This is a genomic window from Streptomyces sp. CA-251387 (assembly GCF_050936625.1).
GTDB lineage: Bacteria > Actinomycetota > Actinomycetes > Streptomycetales > Streptomycetaceae > Streptomyces.
This window is the reverse complement of sequence record NZ_JBNJMJ010000001.1, coordinates 3,544,832-3,570,770: the sequence shown is the minus strand read 5'-3', so window position 1 is coordinate 3,570,770 and position 25,939 is coordinate 3,544,832. Positions and strand designations below refer to the sequence as shown.

At 70.6% G+C, this 25,939-nt stretch carries 25 protein-coding genes and 1 tRNA gene; 16 read left to right on the top strand and 10 right to left on the bottom strand.

What is annotated here, in order from left to right; translation table 11 throughout:
- Nucleotides 1-78: 78 nt before the first annotated feature.
- Nucleotides 79-675 carry a histidine phosphatase family protein gene (locus ACQEV2_RS15795; protein ID WP_433040835.1) on the top strand — a complete coding sequence of 199 codons (597 nt, stop codon included), beginning with the start codon at nucleotides 79-81 and terminating at the stop codon, nucleotides 673-675.
- A gap of 123 nt (nucleotides 676-798) precedes the next feature.
- Here ACQEV2_RS15795 and ACQEV2_RS15790 read toward each other — a convergent pair whose 3' ends face one another.
- The gene (locus ACQEV2_RS15790) at nucleotides 799-2,295 is read right to left on the bottom strand and encodes a hypothetical protein (protein ID WP_433040832.1); all 1,497 of its coding nucleotides are present in this window, start codon (nucleotides 2,293-2,295) and stop codon (nucleotides 799-801) included.
- A 265-nt stretch (nucleotides 2,296-2,560) separates the two neighbouring features.
- Here ACQEV2_RS15790 and ACQEV2_RS15785 point away from each other — a divergent pair, with 265 nt between their 5' ends.
- Nucleotides 2,561-3,004 carry a hypothetical protein gene (locus ACQEV2_RS15785; protein WP_433040829.1) on the top strand — a complete coding sequence of 148 codons (444 nt, stop codon included), beginning with the start codon at nucleotides 2,561-2,563 and terminating at the stop codon, nucleotides 3,002-3,004.
- 145 nt (nucleotides 3,005-3,149) lie between these two features.
- On the top strand, nucleotides 3,150-4,019 hold the full coding sequence (locus ACQEV2_RS15780) for a spermidine synthase (protein ID WP_433040826.1): 870 nt from the start codon (nucleotides 3,150-3,152) through the stop codon (nucleotides 4,017-4,019).
- Between the two features lie 30 nt (nucleotides 4,020-4,049).
- Here ACQEV2_RS15780 and ACQEV2_RS15775 read toward each other — a convergent pair whose 3' ends face one another.
- Nucleotides 4,050-4,571: a hypothetical protein gene (locus ACQEV2_RS15775; protein WP_433040823.1), complete on the bottom strand. Its 522-nt coding sequence runs from the start codon at nucleotides 4,569-4,571 to the stop codon at nucleotides 4,050-4,052.
- A gap of 147 nt (nucleotides 4,572-4,718) precedes the next feature.
- Between ACQEV2_RS15775 and ACQEV2_RS15770 the strand changes: the two genes are divergently transcribed.
- From ACQEV2_RS15770 to ACQEV2_RS15750, 5 genes are all read left to right on the top strand, one after another.
- Complete coding sequence (locus ACQEV2_RS15770; RefSeq protein WP_433040820.1) at nucleotides 4,719-5,423, top strand: response regulator transcription factor; 705 nt, start codon at nucleotides 4,719-4,721, stop codon at nucleotides 5,421-5,423.
- On the top strand, nucleotides 5,420-6,883 hold the full coding sequence (locus ACQEV2_RS15765; RefSeq protein WP_433040817.1) for a sensor histidine kinase: 1,464 nt from the start codon (nucleotides 5,420-5,422) through the stop codon (nucleotides 6,881-6,883). Before ACQEV2_RS15770 ends, ACQEV2_RS15765 begins: the two co-directional genes overlap by 4 nt.
- 110 nt (nucleotides 6,884-6,993) lie before the next feature.
- Nucleotides 6,994-8,466: a glycoside hydrolase family 18 protein gene (locus ACQEV2_RS15760; RefSeq protein WP_433040814.1), complete on the top strand. Its 1,473-nt coding sequence runs from the start codon at nucleotides 6,994-6,996 to the stop codon at nucleotides 8,464-8,466.
- 208 nt (nucleotides 8,467-8,674) lie between these two features.
- On the top strand, nucleotides 8,675-8,884 hold the full coding sequence (locus ACQEV2_RS15755) for a type II toxin-antitoxin system VapB family antitoxin (RefSeq protein WP_433040811.1): 210 nt from the start codon (nucleotides 8,675-8,677) through the stop codon (nucleotides 8,882-8,884).
- Nucleotides 8,881-9,300, top strand: coding sequence for a PIN domain nuclease (locus tag ACQEV2_RS15750; protein ID WP_433040808.1), 420 nt, complete (start codon nucleotides 8,881-8,883; stop codon nucleotides 9,298-9,300). The genes ACQEV2_RS15755 and ACQEV2_RS15750 overlap by 4 nt, the downstream gene beginning before the upstream one ends.
- An 88-nt stretch (nucleotides 9,301-9,388) precedes the next feature.
- Here the strand turns inward: ACQEV2_RS15750 and ACQEV2_RS15745 are convergent, their stop codons facing one another.
- The 4 genes from ACQEV2_RS15745 to ACQEV2_RS15730 form a co-directional block, all read right to left on the bottom strand.
- Nucleotides 9,389-10,819, bottom strand: a complete 1,431-nt coding sequence (locus tag ACQEV2_RS15745; protein WP_433040805.1) for a GH1 family beta-glucosidase — start codon at nucleotides 10,817-10,819, stop codon at nucleotides 9,389-9,391.
- Between the two features lie 197 nt (nucleotides 10,820-11,016).
- Nucleotides 11,017-11,919 (bottom strand): carbohydrate ABC transporter permease, encoded by a 903-nt coding sequence (locus ACQEV2_RS15740; RefSeq protein ID WP_433040802.1) that lies wholly within the window; start codon nucleotides 11,917-11,919, stop codon nucleotides 11,017-11,019.
- Nucleotides 11,916-12,944 carry a carbohydrate ABC transporter permease gene (locus ACQEV2_RS15735; protein ID WP_433040799.1) on the bottom strand — a complete coding sequence of 343 codons (1,029 nt, stop codon included), beginning with the start codon at nucleotides 12,942-12,944 and terminating at the stop codon, nucleotides 11,916-11,918. Before ACQEV2_RS15735 ends, ACQEV2_RS15740 begins: the two co-directional genes overlap by 4 nt.
- Nucleotides 12,941-14,269, bottom strand: a complete 1,329-nt coding sequence (locus tag ACQEV2_RS15730) for an ABC transporter substrate-binding protein (RefSeq protein WP_433040796.1) — start codon at nucleotides 14,267-14,269, stop codon at nucleotides 12,941-12,943. Before ACQEV2_RS15730 ends, ACQEV2_RS15735 begins: the two co-directional genes overlap by 4 nt.
- 326 nt (nucleotides 14,270-14,595) lie before the next feature.
- Between ACQEV2_RS15730 and ACQEV2_RS15725 the strand changes: the two genes are divergently transcribed.
- Both ACQEV2_RS15725 and ACQEV2_RS15720 read left to right on the top strand, forming a co-directional pair.
- A complete protein-coding gene (locus ACQEV2_RS15725) occupies nucleotides 14,596-15,651 on the top strand; it encodes a LacI family DNA-binding transcriptional regulator (protein ID WP_433040793.1) in 1,056 nt (351 codons plus the stop codon).
- A 155-nt stretch (nucleotides 15,652-15,806) separates the two neighbouring features.
- A complete protein-coding gene (locus ACQEV2_RS15720) occupies nucleotides 15,807-16,841 on the top strand; it encodes a sulfotransferase family protein (protein ID WP_433040790.1) in 1,035 nt (344 codons plus the stop codon).
- Nucleotides 16,842-16,999: 158 nt separating this feature from the next.
- Here ACQEV2_RS15720 and ACQEV2_RS15715 read toward each other — a convergent pair whose 3' ends face one another.
- A complete protein-coding gene (locus ACQEV2_RS15715; RefSeq protein ID WP_433040787.1) occupies nucleotides 17,000-17,566 on the bottom strand; it encodes a GPR1/FUN34/YaaH family transporter in 567 nt (188 codons plus the stop codon).
- A gap of 150 nt (nucleotides 17,567-17,716) precedes the next feature.
- On the bottom strand, nucleotides 17,717-18,244 hold the full coding sequence (locus ACQEV2_RS15710; protein WP_095755823.1) for a universal stress protein: 528 nt from the start codon (nucleotides 18,242-18,244) through the stop codon (nucleotides 17,717-17,719).
- Nucleotides 18,245-18,585: 341 nt separating this feature from the next.
- Here ACQEV2_RS15710 and ACQEV2_RS15705 point away from each other — a divergent pair, with 341 nt between their 5' ends.
- From ACQEV2_RS15705 to ACQEV2_RS15685, 5 genes are all read left to right on the top strand, one after another.
- Complete coding sequence (locus ACQEV2_RS15705) at nucleotides 18,586-18,900, top strand: hypothetical protein (protein WP_433040783.1); 315 nt, start codon at nucleotides 18,586-18,588, stop codon at nucleotides 18,898-18,900.
- 377 nt (nucleotides 18,901-19,277) lie between these two features.
- The gene (locus ACQEV2_RS15700) at nucleotides 19,278-20,519 is read left to right on the top strand and encodes a helix-turn-helix domain-containing protein (RefSeq protein ID WP_433040780.1); all 1,242 of its coding nucleotides are present in this window, start codon (nucleotides 19,278-19,280) and stop codon (nucleotides 20,517-20,519) included.
- Between the two features lie 104 nt (nucleotides 20,520-20,623).
- Nucleotides 20,624-21,226 (top strand): oligoribonuclease, encoded by a 603-nt coding sequence (orn, locus tag ACQEV2_RS15695; protein WP_433040777.1) that lies wholly within the window; start codon nucleotides 20,624-20,626, stop codon nucleotides 21,224-21,226.
- Between the two features lie 119 nt (nucleotides 21,227-21,345).
- A tRNA-His gene (locus ACQEV2_RS15690) sits at nucleotides 21,346-21,418 on the top strand.
- 99 nt (nucleotides 21,419-21,517) lie between these two features.
- Nucleotides 21,518-22,033 carry a GNAT family N-acetyltransferase gene (locus tag ACQEV2_RS15685; RefSeq protein WP_433040774.1) on the top strand — a complete coding sequence of 172 codons (516 nt, stop codon included), beginning with the start codon at nucleotides 21,518-21,520 and terminating at the stop codon, nucleotides 22,031-22,033.
- A gap of 45 nt (nucleotides 22,034-22,078) precedes the next feature.
- Here ACQEV2_RS15685 and glmS read toward each other — a convergent pair whose 3' ends face one another.
- Nucleotides 22,079-23,896, bottom strand: a complete 1,818-nt coding sequence (gene glmS / locus ACQEV2_RS15680; protein WP_433040771.1) for a glutamine--fructose-6-phosphate transaminase (isomerizing) — start codon at nucleotides 23,894-23,896, stop codon at nucleotides 22,079-22,081.
- 13 nt (nucleotides 23,897-23,909) lie between these two features.
- The gene (locus tag ACQEV2_RS15675) at nucleotides 23,910-24,167 is read right to left on the bottom strand and encodes a hypothetical protein (protein WP_210921833.1); all 258 of its coding nucleotides are present in this window, start codon (nucleotides 24,165-24,167) and stop codon (nucleotides 23,910-23,912) included.
- Nucleotides 24,168-24,343: 176 nt separating this feature from the next.
- On the opposite strand from ACQEV2_RS15675, the gene ACQEV2_RS15670 reads away from it, so the two are divergent.
- Nucleotides 24,344-25,927, top strand: coding sequence for a purple acid phosphatase family protein (locus tag ACQEV2_RS15670; RefSeq protein WP_433054468.1), 1,584 nt, complete (start codon nucleotides 24,344-24,346; stop codon nucleotides 25,925-25,927).
- The last annotated feature ends 12 nt before the right edge of the window (nucleotides 25,928-25,939 follow it).

The following is a 25,939-nucleotide window of genomic DNA, read 5'->3' as shown; positions in this document are numbered from 1 at the left end:
CGCCCCCCGGGTTGCCCCGGAACAGCGTGCGCGATGATGGAGGGGCTCCGCCTCTCATTTCTCCTGGAAGGCCTCTTCATGGCTCCGCGCATCCTGCTGGCCCGGCACGGCCAGACGGAATGGTCGCTGTCCGGCAAGCACACGGGCAGGACCGATGTGCCGCTCCTTGAGGAGGGCCGCCGGGGCGCGAAGCTGCTGGGCGAGCGCCTGAACCGGTCGCCGTACGACGGGCTGGCCGGTGTCGAGGTGCGCACCAGCCCTCTCTCACGCGCGCGTGAGACATGCGAACTCGCCGGCTTCGGTGAACGCGCGCGTGCCTGGGACACGCTCATGGAGTGGGACTACGGCGCCTACGAGGGCATGACACCGGCGGACATCCAGGCCGTGCGGCCCGGCTGGCTCATCTGGCGCGACGGCGTGCCCGAGGGCGAGAGCCTGTCCGAGGTGACGGCCCGGGCCGACGAGGTCGTGGCCTGGGCGCGCGAGGAGGACCGGGATGTGCTCGTGTTCGCACACGGGCACATACTCCGGTCCATAGGCGCCCGCTGGCTGGGCCTGCCGCTCGACTTCGCGGCCCGCATCCGCCTGAACCCGACGTCGCTGTCGGTACTGGGGTGGGCTTACGGCGAGCCGGCGATCGAGAGCTGGAACGACCTGGGGCACTTGGCCGGGTAGTTGTCCGGTGCCGCGCGCTCATGTCGGCGCGCGGGTTGGATCGCTCGCCCGCGTGGGCGGGGCGCCGCCTTTCTTCGGGTCGGGAGCCGCCCCAGCGGCACGACTGCCCGCGGGCTGCGCCGGTCACGCCGTACGCGGCGCGCTCGCATGTCGCTCCAAGAACGCCGACACCCCACTCGCCCGCCGGTGCGGCAACAGCACCCGCGCCGTCCCCGCCAGCATCGTCTGCACGCGCGACGACTGCACCTGGTCCAGCAGATCCAGCACCCGCATCCCGGCCGCAGCCGCCTCGTCAGGACGCCCGCCCCGCGCCAGGTCGTCCGCCAGCTCCGCCGTGTACAGCGCGATGTTCCGCGTGAAGTGCGGATCCTGGAGCTGGGCCGCCCTCCCCGCATGCCGCGCCGCCCGCTGCCAGTTCCCCAGCGTCGACCAGCACTGCGCCTCCAGGACCTCCAGCTCGGCCTCGCCGTAGAAGCTCATCCACTCGGGGTCGGCGTCCGAGTGGCCACGCTCGAAGAGGGCCTGCGCGCGCACGAGGGCCTGTTCGCAGCCGGTGCGGTCGGCGAGCCCCGCCCAGCCGCCCGCCTCGCGCAACGCGAGCAGGGACATCAGCCGGGGGGAGCCCAGGGGGCGCGCGACGCGTTGCGCGGCCTGCGCCGCCCGCACCGCCTCGCGGGGCCGGCCCGCGTCCCGCGCGAGGAAGGACGTGTTGCAGAAGGCGTGCGCCTCGAGGGCCGCGTCCCCGGCCATCCGGGCCGTCGCCAGCGCCTCCGCGTAGTGCGAGCGCGCGTCGTCGAACCGCCCCGAGTCGTGCGCCAGCCACCCCACCGAGATGGCCAGTTCCCCCGCGCCCGAGTGCAGCCGGTCGCCGACCGCCTGCCGGGTCGTACCGGCGTCGAGCAGCGCGTAGGCGGCGCGCAGCGGGGTGGCCGCGCGTCGGTAGAGGCCGTCGGCGCCGTGCCGGTCGTCCAGCAGCCGGATGCGGCGTACGGCTTCCTCGAGCGCGTCCGCCTCGCGGCCCCCGACACGTCGGACGGGACGCTCCGCGGCCGCGGCGTCGAAGGCGAGCCCCAAGGGGCTCAGCGAGGCGGCGGCCACCGTGGCGCCCCCGCCGGTCATGAATGCGCGACGCAGCACGTCGCTCTCCTCGTGGATCTCGTGGTTCTGGTGGTTCTGCTGTGTGCCGAACGGGTCGTTCGGATCGTTCGGGTCGTACGGGTCCTGAGGGTTCAGCGGGTCATACGGCTCCCGGGTCCCCCGCGTCTCACTTGAGGCGTGCGCCGGGATCATGGTGTGCATGGGGGGCGTGTCCTCGTCGGTGCGCGCCCGGCGTCCGCGTACGGACGAGCGGGGCGCGAAGCCGAGGTCGGTGAGCGTGCGGCCGGGGAACATGTGCAGGAACACCCGTTCGTACGCGTAGTTGGGGCAGCGGATCTCGCCGGCCTCGACCCGGCCGACGTACCGCGCGTCACAGCTGACCCGCTCGCCGATCTCGCGGGCGGCCCGTCGTACCGCAGCGGCGAACTCGGCCGGCGAGCGCTGTCCGCGCAACTGCCGGAACGCGAGATTCGGCCGCGGCGGCCTGGGGGGCGGGGACGAGGTCAGCTCTGACGACGCCATGGCCGGGTCCTCTCGTGCGAACCGTCGAACCATGCCGGAGCGAGGACGAGTTGACCGAAAAATCCGTCTGTGCCCTTGTCTCCGGCGGGCAAGAACGTACCTGCTGAATCGGACCCGCTACGCAGGGTTTGGCTACAAACCGGATATCTCATACGGGATCTGCCATGAACTGCCATCCTTTGCGGCGGACTTCCGCCGTAGCCGTTGACGCCGCGCCGCGTTGAACTCTTCGGACTGCAAAAGGGGTTCCGTGGTGGAGGTCGAGATGGAGACCAGCCAGAGCATCGTTCCTCGTACGCCGTCGACAGCGGCGGGGCATGCGCCGACCGCAGAGTGCAGCGAGCCGCCGGGCGCGGGCTGCGACGTCGTGACGGTTCCGGCGCGGCAGGGGCTGGAGGCGGTCGACATCCTGCGGCGCGGGGCCGGGGACGCGGTGGGCCCCGTTCTGCACGACGACGGTGGTGACACGCTGGGCTTCGTGGTCCCACCGGGCACGGCCGCCGCCTGGGACGTGCCGGGCAGCACCTGTACGGAGACCGACGGCCGGGGGCTGAGTCTGAACCTGGACCCGGACCCCGAGCCGCCGGTCGAGGGCTCGGATTGGCTGCTGCCGCCCGGCGAGGCGGACCTGGCGACGGATCCCGCGGCGCTGCGGGCGGCACTGGGGGAGGCGGCACGGTTGATCGAGGCCGCGGACAACTGCTGCTGACGCGGTTGCCGGGAACTGGCGCTACGCGGGTGCCCGGGAACTGCCGCCGACCCGGTCGCCGGGTTCTGCCGCCGCCCGTCGCCCGGGAACTGCCGCTGCCCCGTCCGCCCGGGCGGCACTGTCTCCCGCTTGCGACAATGACCCAATGGGAAGGTCCAGGAACGCCCGGCGCCGGCCGGCCGCCGCGGAAGCCGTCGTCGAGCGCGTCGACGGTGGGCTCGCCGAGCTGATACCCGACCGGGAGCGCGCCAGGGCCTGGACGCTGCTCATCGACGGGGCCCCTCAGTCGCACGTCGATCTGGACGACCCGGCGTACCTCTCCTTCGAGTACCAGCGGCGCCTCGGGCACGTCATAGACCTCGTCGCCCCGCCCGGCAAGCCCGTCCACGCCGTCCACCTCGGCGGCGGTGCGTTCACGCTCGCCCGGTACGTCGCCACCACCCGCCCCCGCTCCACCCAGCAGGTCGTCGAGCGGGACGCCACCCTCGTCCAACTGGTCAGGCGTGAGCTGCCGTTGGATCCGAACGCCCGGATCCGGGTGCGGTCGGTGGACGCCCGGGACGGACTCGCCAAGGTGCCCGACGCATGGGCCGACCTCGTCATCGCCGACGTGTTCAGCGGGGCCCGTACGCCCGCCCACCTGACCTCGACGGAGTTCCTCGACGACGTACGCAGATCCCTCCGACCCGGCGGCGTCTACGCGGCCAACCTCGCCGACGGACCGCCGCTCGCGCATCTGCGCGGCCAGATCGCCACCGTCGCCGACCGCTTCGCGGAACTCGCCCTGGTCGCCGACCCGGCCGTGCTGCGGGGCAAACGCTTCGGCAACGCCGTCCTCGTCGCCTCCGACCGCCCGCTCCCGGTCGCCGAACTGACCCGCCGCGCCGCCTCCGACCCGCACCCGGCCCGCGTCGAGCACGGCAAGGCGCTCACCGACTTCACCGGCGGGGCCGTACCCGTGACCGACCTCGCGGCGGTGGCCTCCCCGGCCCCGCCCGCGTCCGTGTTCCGGTGACCGTGCCGGTGACTCGGTAGCGCCGGTGACTCAGTAGTTCCCGATCTCCACCCGCGGCGGCCCGTCGTGCCAGGTGCAGAACACCGACACCCGGTCCGCGCCCGCGCCGAACTCCACGCGGATCCACGTCTCCGTCTTCCACACCTGCATCGACCAGCCCGCACCCGGAGTGGCCGAGACCAGGGCCGCGGAGCTCTCGCCGATGTCGAAGACCACGCGGCCGCCGTCGGTGTCGTAGCTCTTGACCTGGCCGGACGTGGTGGGGGAGGGGCTGGGGCTCTTCGCCGGCGGCTTGGACGGGGCCGGAGTGCGGGGCTGCCCGGTCGGCTTCGGGGAGGCGGGCGAGGGGCTCTTCGACGGGGTCGGCCGGTTCGTCGACGACGCCAGCGGCTTCGACTCCTGTGTGGTCGCGTCGGCCGCGGTGATGGGCAGGGCGCGCGGCCGGTCGTACACCGTGCCCGCCATCACCGTGTGGACACCCCACCACGACAGCGTGACCGCCGCGCCCGTGGCGAGCGACCAAGCAAGTACGTGTACGAGTCCTCTGCGCATCGCGGGCCATACTGCCTCACGCGTCCCGGACGTGTCGCGCGGTCGTCCACAGGCGTGAAGTCGCCCACAGGGGATGGGGTTGTCCACAGCGGATGAGTTGTCCACAGGCCCCGACCGGGCTCGCTCGCATGGCGTACGGTGCGGCGCATGGCAAGTGTGCTCGTGGTCGAGGACGACCAGTTCGTACGCTCGGCGCTCATCCGGCACCTGACCGACGCCGCCCACACGGTGCGCAGTGTCGGTACGGCGCTGGAGGCGCTGCGCGAGGTCGCCCATTTCCGTTTCGACGTGGTGATCCTGGACCTCGGACTGCCCGATCTGGACGGCTCCGAGGCCCTGAAGATGCTGCGCGGCATCACCGACGTGCCTGTGATCATCGCCACGGCACGGGACGACGAGGCGGAGATCGTCCGGCTGCTGAACGCCGGGGCGGACGACTATCTGACCAAGCCGTTCTCGGTCGAGCACCTGTCGGCCCGGATGGCCGCCGTCCTGCGCCGCGCCCGGTCGGGCAGCGCGGAGGCCGCCCCGTCCAGCGTGCTCCGCGTCGGCGGCCTGACCGTCGACCCGCTGCGCCGCCAGGCCGAGCTGGACGGCGCCCGCCTGGACCTCACCCGCCGCGAGTTCGACCTGCTCGCCTTCCTCGCCGGGCGGCCCGGTGTCGTCGTACCGCGCAAGGAACTGCTCGCCGAGGTCTGGCAGCAGTCCTACGGCGACGACCAGACCATCGACGTCCATCTGTCCTGGCTGCGCCGCAAACTGGGCGAGACGGCCGCCAACCCGCGCTATCTGCATACCCTTCGGGGCGTCGGCGTGAAGCTGGAACCACCCGTGGGGGAGCCGCCGCTATGAGGTGGGCACTGGTCAAGGTCTGTCTGGCGGTCACCACCATGGTCGTGGTCGCCTTCGCCGTGCCGCTCGGACTCGTCATCCGGGAGATGGCCCGCGACCGTGCCTTCTCCAACGCCGAGCGGGAGGCCGCGGCCGTCGCCCCCGCGCTGTCCATCACCACCGACCGGGACCAGTTGGAGCGGGTCGTCGCCTCGGCCGGGTCGGACGCGGGCATGGCCGTGCACATACCGGCCTCCGGTGACGCGGCCGCCGACAGTTCAAAAGCCGAAGGCTCAGGATCCGACAGGACAGAGCCCGGCGGCACCGCGGCCGTCGACCTCGGCCGGCAGCGCGCCGCCGACGCTGACATCGCGACCGTACGGCGGCTGGGCCGGGCCTCGACCACCGAGGTGCCCGGCGGATCCACGCTGCTCCAGCCGGTCGCGCTGAGCTCCGGCGAGATCGCCGTCGTCGAGGTGTTCGTCCCCGACGCCGAGGTCACCAACGGCCTCGCCACGGCCTGGGCGGTGCTCGCCGGGGTCGGCGTCGCGCTGATCGTCGGGTCGGTGGCGGTCGCGGACCGGCTGGGGGTGCGGATGGTGCGGCCCGCGCAGCGCCTGGTCGAGGGCGCGCACGAGCTGGGGGAGGGCAAGCTGGGTGCCCGGGTGCCCGAGGAGGGGCCGAACGAACTGCGGCTGGCGGCGGTCGCGTTCAACTCGATGGCCGACCAGGTCGTGCAGCTCCTCGCGAACGAGCGGGAGTTGGCGGCCGACCTGTCCCATCGCCTGCGTACCCCGCTGACGGTGCTGCGGCTGAACGCGGCCTCGCTGGGGGACGGTCCGGCCGCCGAGCAGACCCGGGCCGCCGTCGCCCAGCTGGAGCGCGAGGTCGACACCATCATCCGTACGGCCCGGGAGGCCAAGCCGCAGACGGCGGCGGCCGGTCCGGGTGCCGGGTGCGACGCGGCCGAAGTGGTGCGCGAGCGCATGGCGTTCTGGTCGGCGCTGGCGGAGGACGAGGGCCGCAAGGTGCGGGTGGCCGGCGTGGACCGGCCGGTGCGCATACCCGTGGCCCGGGCGGATCTGGCAGCCGCGCTGGACGCCCTGCTCGGCAATGTCTTCCGGCACACCCCCGAGGGCACGGCGTTCGCCGTCGACGTGCACAACGGCGAGGACGCGGTGATCGTGCTCGTCTCGGACGCGGGGCCCGGCATACCCGACCCCGAGGCGGCGATGGCGCGCGGCCGGGGCTCGGGCAGCACCGGCTCGACCGGGCTCGGGCTGGACATCGTGCGGCGGCTCGCGGAGTCGACGGGCGGGGACGTGCGGATCGGGTCGTCGGTGTTGGGTGGGACCGAGGTGCGGATCTGGATCCAGCTGGACGGGCGGGCGCCCGTGCGCAGGGGACATCGGGGGCCTGTCCGCAGGCGCCGCCCCGGCAAATTGGTCTCGACCTTTAACCGTCCCCGATCTCTCCCTTAAGCGCACCCTAAGGTCCCCAACAGCCGCCCGGATCAGGCGCTTTGCCCGATTCGAGATCGCTAGCGTGCTGCCGCACCCCACCCCTGGTGAACAGCGAAGGCAGGCACGCGATGAGGACACACCGGCGCAAGGTCAGTGGCAGGAACAAGGCGATCGGCGGCCTGGTGGCCGCGGCCGTGGTCGGCGGCGGCGCGATCGTGTTCACCGGTACTGCCCAGGCGGCCGGAATCGGCGCGGCGTACACGAAGACGAGTGAATGGTCGACGGGTTACACCGCGCAGTACGTCGTCACGAACAACAGCGGCCGGACGGACAAGGACTGGACGCTCGAGTTCGACCTGCCGGCGGGCTCGAAGCTCAGCTCGCTGTGGAACGCCGAGTCGAGCGTGAGCGGACAGCACGTCACCGTCACGCCGCCGAAGTGGGACACGGACGGTCTGGCCGCCGGTGAGTCGGTCACGGTCGGCTTCGTGGTCAACGGCACGGGCACACCGACGGGCTGTCTGATCGACGCCGCGAAGTGCTCCACGGACGACAGCGCGACGCCCGAGCCGAGCGGCCGGCCGACGTCCACCGCATCCGCCACCCCGAAGCCGACGGCCACCCCCAGCCAGAGCGCCACCCCCACCCAGAGCGCGACCCCGACCCCGACCGCCAAGCCCACCGAGACCCCCGGCACCGGAACGGGCACCACCGCCGGCTTCGCCCCGTACATCGACACCTCCCTCTACCCGGCCTTCGACCTCCTGGCGAGCGCACAGGCGACGGGCGTCAAGGACTACAACCTCGCCTTCGTCACCGACGGCGGCGGCTGCACCCCGAAGTGGGGCGGCGTGACGGGCCTGGCGAGTGACGCGGTGGCGGCCCAGATCGGCGACCTGCGCGCCAAGGGCGGCGACGTACGGGTCTCCTTCGGCGGCGCGGCCGGCAGCGAGCTGGCGACGACCTGCTCGTCGGCGGACGCGCTGGCGGCGGCGTACGGCAAGGTCGTGGACGCGTACAAGCTGACCAAGGTCGACTTCGACGTCGAGGGTGGCGCACTGCCGGACAAGGCGGCCAACACCCGCCGCGCCCAGGCGATAGCCAAGCTCCAGCGGCAGCACCCCGGCCTGGACGTCTCCTTCACCCTCCCCGTCATGCCGGAGGGCCTGACCCAGCCGGGCGTCGACCTCCTCGCCGACGCCAAGCAGAACGGCGTGAAGATCGACACCGTCAACATCATGGCGATGGACTACGGCCCCGCGTACAGCGGCGACATGGGAACCTACGCCGAGCAGGCGGCCACCGCCACCCAGGCCCAGGTCAAGAGCGTGCTCGGCCTCTCCGACAGCGCGGCCTGGAAGACGGTCGCCGTCACCCCGATGATCGGCGTCAACGACGTCACCACCGAGATCTTCAAGGTCGACGACGCCACCCAGCTGGTGAACTTCGCCAAGTCCAAGGGCCTCGGCTGGCTGTCGATGTGGTCGGCGACGCGGGACAAGCAGTGCGCGGGCGGGGAGAAGCCGGCGGCGGACGCGACGTGCAGCTCGGTGCTCCAGGAAAAGTTCGCGTTCTCGAAGGCGTTCGCGGCTTACAACTGACGCAACTGACGGGGGTCGCCGCTCGAACCACGGGGGGCGCGCCCCGGCCGGTCCTTCCCCCCCATCCGGCCGGGGCGCGTGTGTTTGACGACGGGCGTGTCCGCGACCGTCGATGCGGCTGCCGTCCAGCGTGAACTCCTTCGACCCGCGAGCGGGAACCCTCAGTGGATATACTCGACCGTGTTGTAGATATCCAGGAGGTCCTCCCATGGCCAAGACGCTGATCGACATCGACGAGGAACTGCTGGCCGAAGCCGCCATAGCTTTCGGGACCAAGACCAAGAAGGACACCGTCAACGCCGCGCTCAGGGAGGGCGTCGAACGCAAGAAGCGGGCGCTTGCGCTGGCTCGGCTGGCGGCCCGGGCGGATGCCGGCGATTTCGACATGCTGCTGGACAAGGAGAGCTACCGTCGATGAGCGCGGCCACGTACCTCATCGACACCAGCGCCCTGGTCCGAGTCCTGAAGAATCCGGCCCGTGCCCGCTGGGAGAAACCCTTGGAAGAGGGGCTGATCGCACGCTGCCCACTCACCGAGGTCGAGTTTCTGTACAGCGCCAGGAACGCCGAGGACCGGGCGGAGCTGGTCCAGGATCTGGACGCGCTGTTCGGCTGGACTCCGCTTGACGACGGGGCGGTGACGCGTGCCTGGGACGTGCAGCACGAACTCACCGAGAAGGGCAGGCACCGCTCTGCGGGCGCCGTTGACCTGCTCGTGGCCGCCACCGCGGAGCTCCAGGGGCTGACCATGCTGCACTACGACAACGACTTCGAGACCATCGCCTCGGTGACCGGCCAGCCGACGCAGTGGCTCGCTCCTCCAGGCAGCCTCTGACCGTGACCGTGACCGTGACCGTGACCGTGACCGGGCGCGGCGCGCCCCCTCAGCGCGCCGCGCCCCGTCCCACGGTGGGAGGCCTCCGCTAGATCTGCGGCTCGATCGCCGGCAACGCCCCCGTCCGAGCCGCCTCCCCGTACCAGTACGCACTCGACTTCGGCGTCCGAGCCAGCGTCGAGTAGTCGACGTACACCGCCCCGAACCGCTTCCCATAGCCGTACGACCACTCGAAGTTGTCCATCAGGGACCACAGGTAGTAGCCCCGGACATCGGCGCCGTCGGCGATCGCGCGGCGGACCTCGGACAGGTGCCCGTGCAGGTAGGCGATGCGTTCCGGGTCGTGGACGCGGCCGTCGGGGTCGGGCTTGTCGTCGTAGGCCGCGCCGTTCTCGGTGATGTACAGGGGCAGGCCCGGCGCCTCCCGCGTGTAGCGCATGATCAGCTCGTGCAGGCCGGTCGGGTCGATCGTCCAGCCCATCTCGGTGCGGTCGCCCGGCGTCTGGTGGAAGGCGACGTCGTCCGCGGCCGGCCACGGCGAGTGCTCGCTCGTCCCGTGGCCGTCGGCCCGCGGGCCGACGGCATCGGGCTCCGCCGCCGAGACCAGCGACGGGGTGTAGTAGTTCAACCCCAGTGCGTCCAACGGCTGGTTGATCGCCGCCAGGTCGCCGTCCAGGACGTACGACCAGTCCGTCACCAGCTCGGTGGCCGCGTACAGCGTCTCCGGGTACGCCCCGTGCAGGATCGGGCCGTGGAAGATCCCGTTGGCCAGGTCGTCGATCTTCCGGGCCGCCGCCAGGTCCGCCGGGTCCTGCGACAGCGGCCGCACCACCGAGGAGTTGAGGCTGAGCGCCACCGAGTTGCGGGCCGGCATCACCGAGCGCAGGGCCGTGGTGCCCAGGCCGTGCGCCAGGTTGAGGTGATGGGCCGCCCGCAGCGTGGCCACCGGCTCCGTGCGGCCGGGCGCGTGCACGCCCGACCCGTAGCCCAGGAACGCGCTGCACCAGGGCTCGTTGAGCGTGATCCACTGCTCCACGCGGTCACCGAGCGCCTCGCCGACGATCTGCGCGTACTCCGCGAACCGGTACGCCGTGTCGCGCTCCGGCCAGCCGCCCGCGTCCTCCAGCTCCTGCGGCAGGTCCCAGTGGTACAGGGTGGCGGCGGGCTTGATGCCGTGCGCCAGCAGCTCGTCCACCAGCCGGCGGTAGAAGTCCAGGCCCACCTGCACCGCCGGACCCCGGCCCGTCGGCTGTACGCGCGGCCAGGAGATCGAGAAGCGGTACGCGGTCAGGCCGAGCTCGGCCATCAGCGCCACGTCCTCGCGGTAGCGGTGGTAGTGGTCGACAGCGATGTCACCGTGCTCGCCGCCGGCCGTCCGGCCCGGCGTATGGCTGAAGGTGTCCCAGATGGACGGCGTACGGCCGCCCTCCCGCACCGCTCCCTCGATCTGGTACGCGGATGTCGCGGCGCCCCAGAGGAAGGCGGGGGGAAAGGACACGGAGGACATGGGCTCAGGCATGGAAGCGCTCCCATTGGAGGTCGACGAGACCGACGGGTAGGAGGGGAGGGGGGAGGACACCGGGGGCCGAGGCGACGGTGGCGCGGCCCCCGGACGTCGTACGAATGAGGTCCTACGAATGAGGTCCTGCGAACTGAGGTCCTGCGAAGTGAGGCCCTACGAGCGAGGTTCTATGAGTCAACCGGCGGGCCCGGGCGTCAGCCCTTGACCGCGCCCTGCATGATGCCGCCCACGATCTGCTTGCCGAACAGCAGGAAGGCGATCAGCAGCGGCAGCGTGCCGAGCAGCGCGCCCGCCATGATCACCGCTTGGTCGGGGACATAGCCGGTGCCGAGGGAGTTGAGGGCGACCTGCACGGTCGGGTTCTCCTGGTTCAGGGCGATGATCGGCCACAGGAAGTCGTTCCAGGCGAACACGAAGGTCAGCAGGCCGAGAACCGCCATCGCGGGCCGGGCCGCCGGGAAGACCACGTGCCACACCACCCGCAGACTGCTCGCACCGTCCACCCGCGCCGCCTCGATCAGCTCGGTCGGCAGCGCCTGCACCAGGTACTGCCGCATGAAGAACGTACCGAAAGCTGTGCACAGCGTCGGCAGGATCACCGTCTGGAGCTGGTTCGACCAGCCGAGGTCCGCCATCCACAGATACAGCGGTACGACGGCCAGCTGCGGCGGGATCATCATCGTGCCGATCGTCAGCATCAGCAGGAGACCGGAGAACCGGAAGCGGAGCTTGGCGAAGGCGAAGCCGGCGAGGGTGGCGAACAGCACCGTGCTGATGGTGATCGTGGCCGCGACGAACGTGGTGTTGAACATCGCGGTGCCGAGTCCGCCCTCCTCCCACGCCCGTTCCATGTTCTTGAACAGGTTCCCGCCGAACCAGAGCGGCGGCGGGCTCTGCGCGAGCCGCCCGTCGGTGCGCGAGGCCGCGATCGCCGTCCACACCAGCGGGGCCAGCGACACCAGCGCGAAGATGCCGAGCACGACATAGGTGACCGGGCCGGCGTGCAGCTGCTTGCCCGCGCCCATCACCCGGGGCCGCTCGCGCCTGGGCTTCTTGTCCTGCTTCGCCTGAGGGAGCGTCAGTTCACGCGTACTCATTGGGACTTCCTCAGCCGTCGGGAGACCAGCAGTTGGATCACGGCGACGATCAGCAGCAGCAGGAACATCGTCCAGGCGATCGCGGACGCCTTGCCCAGGTTGCCGATGATCCAGCCCTGGTCGTACATGTACAGGCCGAGCGTCTGGTATTGGTGCTCGGAGCCGCCCTTCGAACCGCTCACCCCGCCGAACAGCAGGGGCTCACCGAAGAGCTGGGTCGCGCCGATCGTCGAGACGACCACCGTGAACAGGATCGTCGGCCGCAGCTGCGGGATCGTCACATGGAGGAACTGCTGCCAGCGGTTGGCGCCGTCGATCGCCGCGGACTCGTAGAGGTCGGCCGGGATCGCCTGCATCGCCGCCAGGTAGATCAGCGCGTTGTAGCCGGTCCAGCGCCAGATCACGATCGACGACACCGCGAACTGCGAACCCCAGTCGGACTCACGCCAGTTGACCGGGTCGATCCCGACGAACTCCAGCAGCCAGTTGATCATGCCGCCGTCCCAGGAGTACAGCAGCACGAACACCAGCGTCGCCGCCGCGACCGAGGTGGCGTACGGGGTGAGCATCACGACCCGCCACACGGTCGAGCCGCGCAGCTTGTAGTTGAGCAGATGCGCCAGGCCGATCGCCATCATCAGCTGCGGCACCGTGGAGATCACGCCGATGGTGAAGGTGTTCCACAGCGCGTTCCAGAAGAAGTCCGAGGACAGCAGGTTCTTGTAGTTGTCCAGGCCGGCCCAGGCCTGGCCGTCGAGGTTCGACAACTGCACGTTGTGCAGCGAGTACCAGGCCGTGTAAAGCAGCGGGACGAGCGAGAACGCCCCGAAGACGATGAAGAAGGGGGCGATGAAGGCGTACGGCGACGCCTTCATGTCCCAGCGGTACAGCCGGCTCCGCCAGGATTCGCTCCCCGGCGGAGGCGTACCGCGACCGTGCGCGCGGCCGGCCGCGCCCGGCTGCTCACCGGGCGCGGCGTCGGCGCTCGACGCGGGATGCGCGAGGGCCTGCTTGGGGCTGGTCACTGGCCGAGCACGTCCTTGACCTCATTGGTGGCAGCGTCCCAGCCCTCGTCGGGGGACTTGCCCTTCTGCTCGACCTGGAGGATGCCGATGTCGGTCAGCGCGGTGTTGATCGGCTGGTCCTTGACCCCGAAGTACTGCGTCGGGATGGTCTTCGCGGAGTCGGAGAAGATCTCCGTGATCGGCGCGTTCGAGAAGTACTCGGTGGTGGCGGCCGCCGGCTTCAGCGTCGAGTACGCCGACGGGGTCGACGGGAAGCTGGCCTGCTTGGCGAAGACCTTCGCCTGCTGCTCGGGCGCGGTCAGCCACTTCGCCAGCGCGATGGCCTCCTTCTGGTGCTTGCTCGCCGTCGGCACGCCGATGAACGAACCGCCCCAGTTGCCCGCGGTCGGCGCCGCGGCCACGTCCCACTTGCCCTTGCCCGCGTCACCGGACTTCTCCAGGATGTAGCCGATCATCCAGGCCGGGCAGGCCACCGTGGCGAACGACCCCTTGGCGTAGCCCTGGTCCCAGGGCTTGTCGAACTGCTTCAGCTTCGCCGACATGTCGCTGGTCGCCACCTCCATGGCGATGTCCCACGACTTCTTCACGCCCGCGGACTTCTCCCAGATGACGTTGCCGTCCTTGTCGTAGTACCGCTCGCTCTCGCCGTTGAGGACCGCGTTGTAGACGGAGGAGGCGGAGTCCACGAACTTGGTGCCGCTCGGCGCCTTCTTCATGTACTCCTTGCCGAGGTCGACGTACTTGCCCCAGTCGCCCTTCCACTGCTCGGCGAGCTGGGTGCGGTCGGTCTCCAGGCCGGCCTTCTCGAACAGGTCCTTGCGGTAGCAGATCGCCATCGGGCCGATGTCGGTGCCGAGCCCGATCAGCTTGCCGTCCTCGGTGGTGGCCTGGGCGTTCTTCCAGTCCAGCCACTGCGACTTGTCGACCTCCTTGCCGAGGTCGACGAACTTGTCGGCCTGCGTCTGCACGGCCTCGGTGATGTTGCCGACCTCGATCGCCTGGATGTCGTCGGTACCGGAGCCGGCCTGGAGGCGGGTGAGGACCTTGGGCCAGTAGACGTCGGTACGGGTGGTGACGTTCTCCTTGATGGTGATGTCGGGGTGCAGCTTCATGTACTCGTCGTAGAGGCCGGCCTGCTTGTAGCCGAAGGTGCCGAACGTGCCGACGGTGAGAGTGGTCTTGCCACCGCCGCCGTTGCCACCGCCCCCCTCGTTCGAAGAGCCGTCGTCCGAGTCCTCGGCGCAGCCGGCGAGCAGCCCTGTCGTCAGCGCGGCGACGGCCGCGAGGGCCATCAGCCGGCGGGACCCGCGGGTACTCGTGCGCATTGCGTCCTCCTGTTGCCTGACGTGCCGACCCCCCGGCCAACTGCACTGTTGGGCCCGTTCATTGTTCACGCTGCGGCTCGGGCGGGGAACGTGCGGGATGTGTATGTGTCAGGTACTGTGGGAGCGCTCCCACAAGTGATGTGTTGAAGGGTCGTCGGTCCGAGCGGGGGTGTCAAGGGAGTCGGCGCGGAGATATGCGTTCAGTTATCGGGCCGTTAACTGGACTCACCTGAGCCCGTCCGGGCAGCCCTCAGGCGGGGTCACTGTGGTGGACGGGACTGTTAGATTCCAGGCCGGCGCAAGGATCGGCGGGGAAGGCGGAGCCAATGGCAACCCACGGAACGCGGGGCCGGAGCGGCGGTCGGCCCACCCTCGAAGAGGTGGCGGCGCGCGCCGGCGTCGGCCGCGGCACCGTATCCCGGGTGATCAACGGCTCGCCCCGGGTCAGCGACGCGACCCGCGCCGCGGTGGAAGCGGCGGTCGCGGAGCTCGGCTACGTCCCCAACACGGCGGCCCGCGCCCTGGCGGCGAACCGCACCGACGCGATCGCGCTGGTCGTGCCCGAGCCGGAGACGCGGTTCTTCGCGGAGCCGTACTTCTCGGACATGCTCAAGGGTGTGGGAGCCGGGCTCTCCGACACCGAGATGCAGCTGCTGCTGATCTTCGCGGGCAGCGACCGGGAGCGGCGTCGCCTGGCCCAGTACCTGGCGGCGCACCGCGTCGATGGCGTGCTCCTCGTCTCGGTCCACGCGGACGACCCCCTGCCGGACCTGCTGGCCCAGCTGGAGATCCCGGCGGTGATCAGCGGCCCCAGGTCGGCCGCGGAGACGCTGGCCTCGGTGGACTCGGACAACTACGGCGGCGCCCGCTCGGCCGTCGAGCACCTGCTGGGCCGTGGCCGCACCCGGATCGCCCACATCACCGGTCGCCTCGACGTCTACGGCGCCCAGCGCCGCGTCGACGGCTATCGCGACGCCCTGCGGGACGCCGGGCACGAGGTGGACGAGGCGCTGATCGAGCCGGGCGACTTCACCGAGGAGGGCGGCGCCCGGGCGACGCAGGCCCTGCTCGCGCGCCGCCCCGATCTGGACGCGGTCTTCGCGGCGTCCGACGTGACGGCGGCGGGCGCCCGCCAGGCCCTGCGCGAGGCGGGCCGCCGTATCCCCGACGAGGTGGCCCTCGTCGGCTACGACGACTCGGCCATCGCCCGCCACATGGACCCGCCCCTCACCAGCGTCCGCCAGCCCATCGAGGACATGGGCCGCCGGATGCTGGACCTGCTCCTCGGCGAGATCGCGGATCGCCGGCCGGCGGTGTCGCGGGGGCTGGAGCGGGCGCAGGTCGTGCTGGCCACGGAGCTGGTGATGAGGGCTTCGTCCTGAGGGCAGGCCGGAACTGGCAACGCGTGGCGCGCGTGCTGTTGATCTGCCGGCGGGGTGCCCGTATCGACGGCGCCCTACCGTGATTCGCCCGCCCGGCGTGCCGGGTAGGCAACTGGGTGGACCGGGCAGAGTCGGACAGTACGCGGAGGCTGACCATGCGTTCCTTGACCTTCGTCATCGGTACGGGACGCAGCGGCTCGACCGCGCTGTCACGCATCCTCAACACCCACCCGGACGTGCTGAGCCTCAATGAGTTCATGGCCTCGGTGGGCGACGCCGCCTTCCCCGAAGGGAAGGTGACCGGTGAGGAGTTCTGGCAGGCGCTCTTCCGTCCCGCCCCGCACTTCGAGCGGATGATCCGGAGCGGGCTGCCGTTGCCGGAGTTCCTCTACACACGCCGCCCCGGCAGGTACACCGCGGAGACCACCGGCATTCCCGCGCTCTCCTTGATGGTGCTGCCGCACCTCACCGACGACCCGGACGGGCTGCTCGACGAACTCGCCGCGGCCGTGGTCCGGTGGCCCGAGCGCACTGCCGCCGAGCACCACCGGGCGCTGTTCGACCTGCTCTGCGGGCGGCTCGGGCGGACCGCCGTCGTGGAGCGGTCCGGCTACTCGACCGGCTGGGCGCCAAGGCTGCGCGACGCGTTCCCGGACGCGAGGTTCGTGCACCTGTTCAGGGACGGACCGGACTGCGCCCTGTCCATGAGCCGCCACCCCGGATACCGCACGATCCTGCTGCTGCGCGAGATCAAGGAACGAGCCGGCATCGACAGCTTCGCCGACCTGACCGACGAGCACGTACGCGCGCTGCCCGCCGACCTGGCGCCGCTGCTCGCCGAGCGCTTCGACCCTGCCCTGGTACGCGACCGGGACCTCCCCCTGCGGAGGTTCGGCGCCCTGTGGTCCGAACTCGTCACCGACGGCACGGAGTTCCTCACCCGACTGCCCGCCGACCAGCGCACCACACTCGCCTACGAGGACCTCCTCGACAACCCGGCCGAAGAACTCACCCGCCTGGCCGAGTTCATCGGCGTCGCCCCCCTGCCCCAGTGGCTGCACACCGCCACCGCAATGCTCGACCCCACGCGACGCGGCTCCGCCCGAAGGCTCCCGGCCACCGAACTCGCCGAGCTGACGAAGACCTGCGCCCCAGGAACCCGAGCCTTGGAGACCCAACTGCTTCGCTGACGGTCGGGCAACGCCCCAAAGGGGCGCGGGGAACTGCGCGAGCAACCCCCACCCACCCGTAGAGGCCAACCAACAGGACGGACCCCCACGTGATGCCACCATTCACGGGGGGTCCGTTCTGAACGCCGGGGAGCCGCCCAACCCCCCGGCCTGCGCAGCTAACCGGTGGCCGTCACTCCCCGGCCGGCAGCGCGTCGCGGAAGGGCCGTCGGCCAGTGGGCCAACGCGGCGGTCGCGGCGTACCAGGCCACCGCACCCGCGGCGACGGCGAACCAGCCGCCGACCTTGGTGAGTCCGTCGTTGTCGGCGAAGGCGGCGATCGCCATCAGCAGCAGGGAGACGAAGAACAGCCCGTACGCGCCCTGACCGAGCTGGTCACCACCGGCGAGGGTGAGGGACAGCGCCACCAGGGCGAACAGCAGCAGGAACAACCCGGCCGCGTTGGCGGAGACCTGGGCGTCCGCCGAGACGGCCCAGGTGAACCAGAGGGCGCCGAGCGCCACGAACGCGGTCCCGTTCGCGCCGTCACGGTCACGAAGGGCCATCAGGCCGGCGACGAAGAGGGCTATGCCGCCCACGTACTGGGCGATTGATACGGCGTCAGCAGCCGACACACCGTCGATCACGTCGGTGTACCCCAGCCCGAAGGCCAACAGGGTGATTCCCAGGGCGAGTCGGCCGACCACGGTGGTGATTCCGCTTCCCGCAGAGACGTCGTTGTCCACGGCGGGCTCCCTTCTTGCATGTGCAGTTGTGCGGTGAGCGTTATATGCCCTTCACAAAGGCACAAACACCTCTACGCGCGAGTAAATTCACGCATCGCGGAAAGGAGCCCGATGTCCCGACCGGCTCATCTCACCTGGGACAACGGCGAGTTACGGAATGACAACGACGGGACGCTTGGCGCGCTTGGCCAGTCGCCCGGCGACGGAGCCGAAGATCCGCCCGACGATGCCGTGCGTGGAGCCGACGACGATCGCGTCCGCCTCGTACTCCCGCCCGACCTCTTCGAGTTCGTGGCAGATGTCGCCGCCGCGCTCGACGAGGATCCAGGGCACCTCGGCGAGATAGTCGGCGCAGGCGAGTTCGAGGCCGAGCACCTCGGTCCGGTGGTCCGGCACGTCCACGAAGACCGGCGGCTCGCAGCCGGCCCACACCGTGGTGGGCAGCCGGTTGGCGACGTGGACGATGATCAGGCCCGACCCGGAGCGATGGGCCATGCCGATGGCGTACGCGAGGGCGCGCTCACTGGAGGTGGAGCCGTCGAAGCCGACGACGACGCCGTGCTTGAAGGCGGGGTCGCAGGACTGGCGTGGCTCTTCCGCCGCCAGGGGATCGGCCGCCGTCGGGTCGGCGACCGGCCGCTTGCGGTCCGCGGGTTCGAAGAATTCGTGACCGGCCATGGCTGTCTCGGCGTAGTGATCCTTTATGGGTGGGCCCGCGAGCGGAGCTCGTTGATGGATGCGGCAGTGTGCGGCGGAGCTGTGTCCGGGAATGGTCTTCCCAACCCCATACCCCAAGGGTACGGCGGCACGCCTCCTTAACCCAGTTCCCCGCTCACGGTCGGTGCGGGTTCCAGGGAGCATGCACGAGGGGACGCCCGTAACGCAATGGTTGCTGCGGTGTACAGGCGGTTTGCACAGGATTCACTTGCACCGGGACGGCCCCGCGCCAGTGACCGACCGCTCGAACGGGCGTTGATCCCCGTGATCCACCCCCCAGGGACCCCAGGGAGCACGCACTCATGCCAGGACCCCGCACCCCGTACGAGGACAGCGCCACCGTGGTCCGGTGGGCGGTCTTCAGCTGCGTCCTGGTCCCGGTGGTGCTCCTCTGGTACGGCACCTCGCTGGCCGGTGCCACCGGCACGGCCCTCGGCCTCGCGGCCGTGACGGCGGTCTGCCGGCTGCTGCTGCGCGAATCGGAACGCGGCGCGGCGCGCATGAAGGACGAGGAACGCACCGGCCCGTCGCCCTCGCGACGCGGACGCCACCACCGGACCGGAACCGGGGCTCATCGAGGCGGACGTCACACTGGGGGAAATACACCGGTCGGCTGACCGGTTTCCGCGCACGGGGGCGCTGCTTTTCAGCCAACTTCTGGCGACCGCGCATCCCCCGCCCAGAACACCCTCCACCCCCCGTTCCACCTGCACGGAAAGGGCCTCAGGGGGTCTGCGCACCCTACGTGGATTGGCCACTGCGACAAGGCGCACTTCCCTGCACGGCCCGTGAGTGCAACGCTTCGTGATCGAATGCTTCACGCCAAGTTGCCAAGTCGACAATGTGCCGAGTGCCGAACCGGCCACTGCGGCACGACGCGACACAGTAGATTCGATCTTGACTGTCTACGGCGGGGGACTCGTGCAGGACCGAGGGGAAACGTGCAGGAGCGACACAACCGAGGAGCCGCGACCACCGAGGGGGGCTTAGCAGTATGAGCCACGACTCCACTGCCGCGCCGGAAGCCGCGGCCCGGAAGCTGTCCGGGCGACGTCGCAAGGAGATCGTCGCGGTGCTGCTGTTCAGCGGCGGCCCCATCTTCGAGAGTTCCATACCGCTGTCGGTGTTCGGGATCGACCGCCAGGACGCCGGCGTGCCGCGCTACCGCCTTTTGGTGTGCGCAGGCGAGGAAGGCCCACTGCGGACCACAGGGGGCCTGGAACTCTCCGCACCGCATGGCTTGGAGGCGATATCGAGGGCGGGCACGGTCGTCGTGCCGGCCTGGCGCTCGATCACCTCGCCGCCGCCGGAGGAGGCGCTCGACGCACTGCGCCGGGCGCACGAGGAAGGCGCCCGCATAGTCGGGCTGTGCACCGGCGCCTTCGTCCTCGCCGCGGCGGGCCTGCTGGACGGCCGCCCGGCGACGACACACTGGATGTACGCACCGACGCTGGCCAAGCGCTATCCGTCGGTACACGTGGATCCACGAGAACTCTTCGTGGACGACGGGGACGTGCTGACGTCGGCGGGTACGGCGGCCGGAATCGATCTCTGTCTCCACATCGTGCGGACGGACCACGGCAACGAGGCGGCCGGGGCCCTGGCCCGCCGTCTGGTGGTCCCGCCGCGCCGATCCGGCGGTCAGGAGCGCTACCTCGATCGATCTTTACCGGAGGAGATCGGCGCCGACCCGCTGGCCGAGGTCGTCGCCTGGGCGCTGGAGCACCTCCACGAGCAGTTCGACGTGGAGACGCTGGCCGCGCGCGCGTACATGTCGCGCCGCACCTTCGACCGCCGCTTCCGCTCCCTGACCGGGAGTGCGCCGCTGCAGTGGCTGATCACCCAGCGGGTGCTGCAGGCGCAGCGTCTGCTGGAGACGTCGGACTACTCGGTGGACGAGGTCGCGGGCCGCTGCGGCTTCCGCTCGCCGGTGGCGCTGCGCGGTCACTTCCGCCGCCAGCTCGGCTCGTCGCCGGCCGCGTACCGGGCGGCGTACCGGGCGCGGCGCCCCCAGAGCGACAAGCCGACGGACCCGGAGCCCACGGTCGGCCCGGGCCCCGCGCAGCAGGGCCCACCGCCCAGCCCGTACCCGGAGGGCGGCCCCGTCCCGCTCCAGACGCGCCGCACTCCGGCGCCCGTGGGCTCGTCCGCGCCGCTGTCGGTGGCGTCGGACCACGGCCGCGAGGCGTATGCGGCGAGCCGGGCGAGTCTGCCGGGGCAGCGCAGCGGGTCGTGACGTGACCTTGTGACGCCGGGCGGGCGTATTCAGCCCGCCCGGCGTCCGAGGCCGCCTGTGACACCGGGCATCCCAAAAGCGGACGTCAGCTTTAGGGTGGTCGCATGAACGATCGCATGGTGTGGATCGACTGCGAGATGACCGGCCTCTCGCTGTCCGACGACGCGCTCATCGAGGTTGCCGCCCTCGTCACCGACTCCGAGCTGAACGTCCTCGGCGAGGGCGTGGACATCGTCATCCGCCCGCCGGAGCAGGCGCTGGAGACGATGCCGGAGGTGGTGCGTCAGATGCACACCGCGTCCGGACTGCTCGCCGAGCTCGCCGGCGGCACGACGCTGGCGGAAGCCGAGGAGCAGGTCCTGGCGTACGTACGCGAGCATGTGAAGGAACCCGGCAAGGCCCCGCTGTGCGGCAACTCCGTCGGCACGGACCGCGGCTTCCTGCTGCGCGACATGCCGACGCTGGAGGACTACCTGCACTACCGGATCGTCGACGTCTCGTCGGTCAAGGAGCTGGCCCGCCGCTGGTACCCGCGCGCCTACTTCAACAGCCCCGAGAAGAACGGCAACCACCGCGCCCTCGCCGACATCCGCGAGTCCATCGCCGAACTCCGCTACTACCGCGAGGCCATCTTCGTGCCGCAGCCCGGCCCCGACTCGGACACCGCGAAGTCGATCGCCGCGAAACACGTCCTGCCTGCTCAGTAGGTGTGCGAGGGGGTCACGCAGGGGCGCCGGCAAAAGGCGTGCGCGAGCACCCCTTCGGACCCTGTACACTTTTTCTCGGCCGGTCGGGGAAACTCCACGGAAGTCAACCGCCGGTCATGGTGGGTGTAGCTCAGCTGGTAGAGCACCTGGTTGTGGTCCAGGATGCCGCGGGTTCGAGTCCCGTCACTCACCCTCACCGCTCAGCCGGTGACTTCAGACCGAAGTCACCGGCTGAAGCTTTTCCAGGGCTCAGCAGACCCCTGGACTGCGGCAGGCCCTAGGCTGCGGACGGTGTCCGAGCCCCGTGTACGCGCCGAGCCCATCACCGGCGCCCGCCTCGACCTCCTCCCGCTGCGTGTCGAATACGCCGAGGAGATGGCCGCCGTCCTGTCGGACCCGGCGCTGCACCGCTTCATCGGCGGCGCTCCCCTCTCACCCGGCGAACTGCGGGCCCGCTACGAGCGGCTCGTCGCCGGATCCCCCGACCCCGCCGTCTCCTGGTGCAACTGGGTGCTGCGGCCGCGCGCCGAGTCGTGTCTCGTGGGCACGGTCCAGGCGACGGTCACCGGGGGCCACGACGCCGAGATCGCCTGGGTGGTCGGTACGCCGTGGCAGGGGCGCGGGTTCGCGTCCGAGGCGGCGCGGGCGCTCGTCGGCTGGCTCGGGCGGCGGTCCGTCCGTACGGTCGTCGCCCATGTCCACGCCGATCACCTGGCCTCTGCGGCGGTTGCCGCGGCGGCCGGGCTGACCCCCACCGAGGAGGAGCAGGACGGGGAAAAGCGGTGGCGGCTGGTGCTGCGTCCCTGAGGGCGCCGCACCAGCCGCCTTGCTTCACTCAACTACTCGACCCGACTACTCCACCGTCACCGACTTGGCGAGGTTCCTCGGCTTGTCGATGTCCCGCCCGAGCGCCAAGGCCGTGTGGTACGCGAGGAGTTGGAGCGGGATACCCATCAGGATCGGGTCCAGTTCGTCCTCGTTCTTCGGGACCACGATCGTCTGGTCGGCCTTCTCCTGGTCCTGGTGGGCGACCGCGAGGATCTTGCCGCTGCGGGCCTTGATCTCCTCCATGGCGGCGCGGTTCTTCTCCAGGAGGTCGTCGTCGGGGACGATCGCGACCGTCGGGAGGGCGGGCTCGATCAGGGCCAGCGGGCCGTGCTTGAGCTCGGAGGCCGGGTAGGCCTCGGCGTGGATGTAGGAGACCTCCTTGAGCTTCAGGGAGGCCTCGCGGGCCACCGGGTAGCCCCGCACACGGCCGATGAAGAGCATCGAGCGGGCCTCGGCGAACTGCTCGGCCAGCTTCTTGACCTCCTCCTCCTGCTCCATGATCTCGGCGATCTGGGCGGGAAGCTTGCGCAGGCCCTCGATGATCCGCTTGCCGTCGCGGACGGAGAGGTCGCGGGTGCGGCCCAGGTGCAGGGCGAGGAGGGCGAAGGCGACCGTGGTGTTGGTGAAGCACTTCGTGGAGACCACGCAGACCTCGGGGCCCGCGTGGACGTAGATGCCGCCGTCGGCCTCGCGGGCGATCGCGGAGCCCACGACGTTCACGATGCCCAGGACGCGGGCGCCCTTGCGCTTCAGCTCCTGGACGGCCGCGAGGACGTCGTACGTCTCACCGGACTGGGAGACGGCGATGTAGAGGGTGTCGGGGTCCACGACCGCGTTGCGGTAGCGGAACTCCGACGCCGGCTCGGCGTCCGCGGGGATGCGGGCCAGCTCCTCGATCATCTGGGCGCCGATCATGCCCGCGTGGTACGAGGTGCCGCAGCCGAGGATCTTCACGCGGCGGATCCGGCGGGCCTCACGGGCGTCCAGGTTGAGGCCGCCGAGGTGCACGGTGGAGAAGCGGTCGTCGATGCGGCCGCGCAGGACGCGGTCCACGGCCTCGGCCTGCTCGTGGATCTCCTTGTGCATGTAGGTGTCGTGGCCGCCCATGTCGTAGGAGGCGGCCTCCCACTCGACGGTCGTGGGCTCCGCCGTCGTACGGGTGCCCTCAGTCGTGTAGGTGCGGAAGTCGTCGGCCTTCAGGGTGGCCATCTCGCCGTCGTCCAGCGTCACTATCTGCCGCGTGTGGGCGACCAGCGCGGCGATGTCCGAGGCGACGAACATCTCCTTCTCGCCGATGCCGAGAACGACCGGGGAGCCGTTGCGGGCCACGACGATGCGGTCCGGGAAGTCGGCGTGCAGCACCGCGATGCCGTACGTGCCCTCGATGAGGCGCAGCGTCTCGCGGACCTTGTCCTCCAGCTTCTCCGCCTGCGAGCGGGCGATCAGGTGGACGAGGACCTCGGTGTCGGTCTCCGAGAGGAACTCGACGCCGTCGGCCTCCAGCTTGCGGCGCAGGTCCGAGGCGTTGTCGATGATGCCGTTGTGGACGACGGCGACCTTGCCCTCGGCGTCCAGGTGCGGGTGGGCGTTCACGTCGGACGGGGCGCCGTGGGTGGCCCAGCGGGTGTGGGCGATGCCGGTCGTGCCCTTGAAGCGGGCCGGCACCTTGGCCTCCAGGTCACGGACCCGGCCCTTGGCCTTGACCGTCTTCAGGCCCGCCGCCTTCGGGGACGTGACGGCGATGCCCGCCGAGTCGTAGCCGCGGTACTCCAGGCGCTGCAGGCCCTCCAGCAGCAGGGGAGCCACGTCACGCTTCCCGATGTAACCGACAATTCCGCACATACAGTTGTGTCCCTCAGCCGTAGACGATGCGGCGCAGTTGCCTGAGCGTAAGCTCGGGCGGTGCCACCGCTCGGTATTTCAGGTCCGCCTCGATCCGTTCGAAGATCGTCGCGTTGACCAGGCCCTGGGCCTGCAGTTCGCGGTGGCGGCGACGGACGTAGTCCTCGGTCGTCTCGTCGAAATAGGCGAGCACGTCCTGGATCACACGCAGCGCCTCGCCCCGGCTCAGGGGCGTGGACCGCGTCAGATGATCAACAAGTTCGTCGTGCACCCGGTAGATCCTGGAGTACGCGCGGCACTTTCGCAAGAATCCTGCCCGATTCCGGGCAGACGGCTGGCGGTGGGCTGTTGGAACACTTATGGGACGCCCATGAGAGTCTGTTGGCCGGCTGTTCCCCGGGCAGATGTGTGTGGCGAGCACCTTGTGTCGCCATGGACATTCCACGCATGGGCGTACCCGAGCGGCTCGCCGAGCGCATGAGCATCGCCGAGCAGCACGAGTACCTGCGCGCCAGATTCTCCCGGCGCACGATGATCAGAGGCGGCGCCGTCACCCTTGGCGCCGTCACGGGCGGCGCGTTCGTGCCGGGCGCCACCGCACAGGCGGCCGTACCGACGCAGACCGCCGCAGTGACACAGACGGCGCCCCGCACCGAGACCATCGACGGCGCCCTCGTCGCCCCCTTCGGCCGCCACCTCGCCTACGGCAACGACCCGCGCACCGAGATGACCATCTCGTGGCAGGTCCCCGTCGCCGTGCAGAAGCCGTTCGTCCGCATCGGCGCCCACTCCTGGGACCTCTCCCGCAAGATCGAGGCCGAGATCCGCACCCTCTACACCCCGGCCGGCGTCGGCGCGAGCGCCGATCACACCCAGTACTACGTCCACGCCAAGCTGACGCACCTCAGGCCCGGCCGGACCTACTACTACGGCGTCGGCCACCAGGGCTTCGACCCCGCCGCGCCCCACCTCCTCGGCACCCTCGGCACCTTCACCACAGCCCCCGCGCTCCCCATGGCGCCCTTCACCTTCACCGCCTTCGGCGACCAGGGCGTCAGCTACCACGGCCTGGCCAACGACAGCCTGCTCCTCGGCCAGAACCCGGCGTTCCATCTGCACGCCGGGGACATCGCGTACGCCGACCCGTCGGGCGCGGGCAAGACCGCCGACACCGGCTTCGACGCGCGGGTGTGGGACCAGTTCCTCGCCCAGACCGAGTCGGTCGCCAAGTCCGTCCCGTGGATGGTGAGTTACGGCAACCACGACATGGAGGCCTGGTACTCGCCCAACGGCTACGGCGGCGAGGAGGCCCGCTTCACGCTCCCCGACAACGGGCCCGACAAGAAGAACCTGCCCGGCGTCTACTCCTTCGTCTACGGCAACACGGCGATCATCTCGCTCGACCCCAACGACGTCTCCTTCGAGATACCGGCCAACCTCGGCATCTCCGGCGGCACCCAGACCACGTGGTTCGAGGCGCAGCTGAAGAAGTACCGCGCGGCCGAGGACATCGACTTCGTCGTCGTCTTCTTCCACCACTGCGCGTACTGCACCTCCACGGCGCACGCCTCGGAAGGCGGCGTGCGACAGGAGTGGGTGCCACTGTTCGAGAAGTACCAGGTCGACCTGGTCATCAACGGCCACAACCACCAGTACGAGCGCACCGACGTCATCAAGGGCAACGAGGTCGCCAAGAAGCTGCCGATCGGCGGCACGGCCTACCCCGAGACCGAGGGCGTGGTGTACGTGACGGCGGGTGCGGCGGGCCGCAGCCTGTACGCCTTCACCGCGCCGGACTCGTACGAGGGACACGAGCACGAGGTCGACTCCGTGGCCTCGTTCGTCAACCTCAAGGACGGCAAGCAGAACGAGACGGTCGCCTGGTCCCGGGTGCGCTACCTCAACTACTCGTTCCTGCGCGTGGACGTCACGCCCGCGCCGCGGGGCCGGTACACCACCCTGAAGGTCCAGGGCATCGCCGAGACGGGCGACCGGATCGACCACTTCACGGTGGCCCGCCGGGCCAAATAGGGGCCAAGCAGG

What these genes read in the sequence shown, in the direction of transcription:
- ACQEV2_RS15795 (WP_433040835.1), top strand. Translation starts at nt 79, where the DNA reads ATGGCTCCGCGCATCCTGCTGGCCCGGCACGGCCAGACGGAATGGTCG.
- ACQEV2_RS15790 (WP_433040832.1), bottom strand. Translation starts at nt 2,295, where the DNA reads ATGGCGTCGTCAGAGCTGACCTCGTCCCCGCCCCCCAGGCCGCCGCGG.
- ACQEV2_RS15785 (WP_433040829.1), top strand. Translation starts at nt 2,561, where the DNA reads ATGGAGACCAGCCAGAGCATCGTTCCTCGTACGCCGTCGACAGCGGCG.
- ACQEV2_RS15780 (WP_433040826.1), top strand. Translation starts at nt 3,150, where the DNA reads ATGGGAAGGTCCAGGAACGCCCGGCGCCGGCCGGCCGCCGCGGAAGCC.
- ACQEV2_RS15775 (WP_433040823.1), bottom strand. Translation starts at nt 4,571, where the DNA reads ATGCGCAGAGGACTCGTACACGTACTTGCTTGGTCGCTCGCCACGGGC.
- ACQEV2_RS15770 (WP_433040820.1), top strand. Translation starts at nt 4,719, where the DNA reads ATGGCAAGTGTGCTCGTGGTCGAGGACGACCAGTTCGTACGCTCGGCG.
- ACQEV2_RS15765 (WP_433040817.1), top strand. Translation starts at nt 5,420, where the DNA reads ATGAGGTGGGCACTGGTCAAGGTCTGTCTGGCGGTCACCACCATGGTC.
- ACQEV2_RS15760 (WP_433040814.1), top strand. Translation starts at nt 6,994, where the DNA reads ATGAGGACACACCGGCGCAAGGTCAGTGGCAGGAACAAGGCGATCGGC.
- ACQEV2_RS15755 (WP_433040811.1), top strand. Translation starts at nt 8,675, where the DNA reads ATGGCCAAGACGCTGATCGACATCGACGAGGAACTGCTGGCCGAAGCC.
- ACQEV2_RS15750 (WP_433040808.1), top strand. Translation starts at nt 8,881, where the DNA reads ATGAGCGCGGCCACGTACCTCATCGACACCAGCGCCCTGGTCCGAGTC.
- ACQEV2_RS15745 (WP_433040805.1), bottom strand. Translation starts at nt 10,819, where the DNA reads ATGCCTGAGCCCATGTCCTCCGTGTCCTTTCCCCCCGCCTTCCTCTGG.
- ACQEV2_RS15740 (WP_433040802.1), bottom strand. Translation starts at nt 11,919, where the DNA reads ATGAGTACGCGTGAACTGACGCTCCCTCAGGCGAAGCAGGACAAGAAG.
- ACQEV2_RS15730 (WP_433040796.1), bottom strand. Translation starts at nt 14,269, where the DNA reads ATGCGCACGAGTACCCGCGGGTCCCGCCGGCTGATGGCCCTCGCGGCC.
- ACQEV2_RS15725 (WP_433040793.1), top strand. Translation starts at nt 14,596, where the DNA reads ATGGCAACCCACGGAACGCGGGGCCGGAGCGGCGGTCGGCCCACCCTC.
- ACQEV2_RS15720 (WP_433040790.1), top strand. Translation starts at nt 15,807, where the DNA reads ATGCGTTCCTTGACCTTCGTCATCGGTACGGGACGCAGCGGCTCGACC.
- ACQEV2_RS15710 (WP_095755823.1), bottom strand. Translation starts at nt 18,244, where the DNA reads ATGGCCGGTCACGAATTCTTCGAACCCGCGGACCGCAAGCGGCCGGTC.
- ACQEV2_RS15705 (WP_433040783.1), top strand. Translation starts at nt 18,586, where the DNA reads ATGCCAGGACCCCGCACCCCGTACGAGGACAGCGCCACCGTGGTCCGG.
- ACQEV2_RS15700 (WP_433040780.1), top strand. Translation starts at nt 19,278, where the DNA reads ATGAGCCACGACTCCACTGCCGCGCCGGAAGCCGCGGCCCGGAAGCTG.
- orn (WP_433040777.1), top strand. Translation starts at nt 20,624, where the DNA reads ATGAACGATCGCATGGTGTGGATCGACTGCGAGATGACCGGCCTCTCG.
- glmS (WP_433040771.1), bottom strand. Translation starts at nt 23,896, where the DNA reads ATGTGCGGAATTGTCGGTTACATCGGGAAGCGTGACGTGGCTCCCCTG.
- ACQEV2_RS15670 (WP_433054468.1), top strand. Translation starts at nt 24,344, where the DNA reads ATGGGCGTACCCGAGCGGCTCGCCGAGCGCATGAGCATCGCCGAGCAG.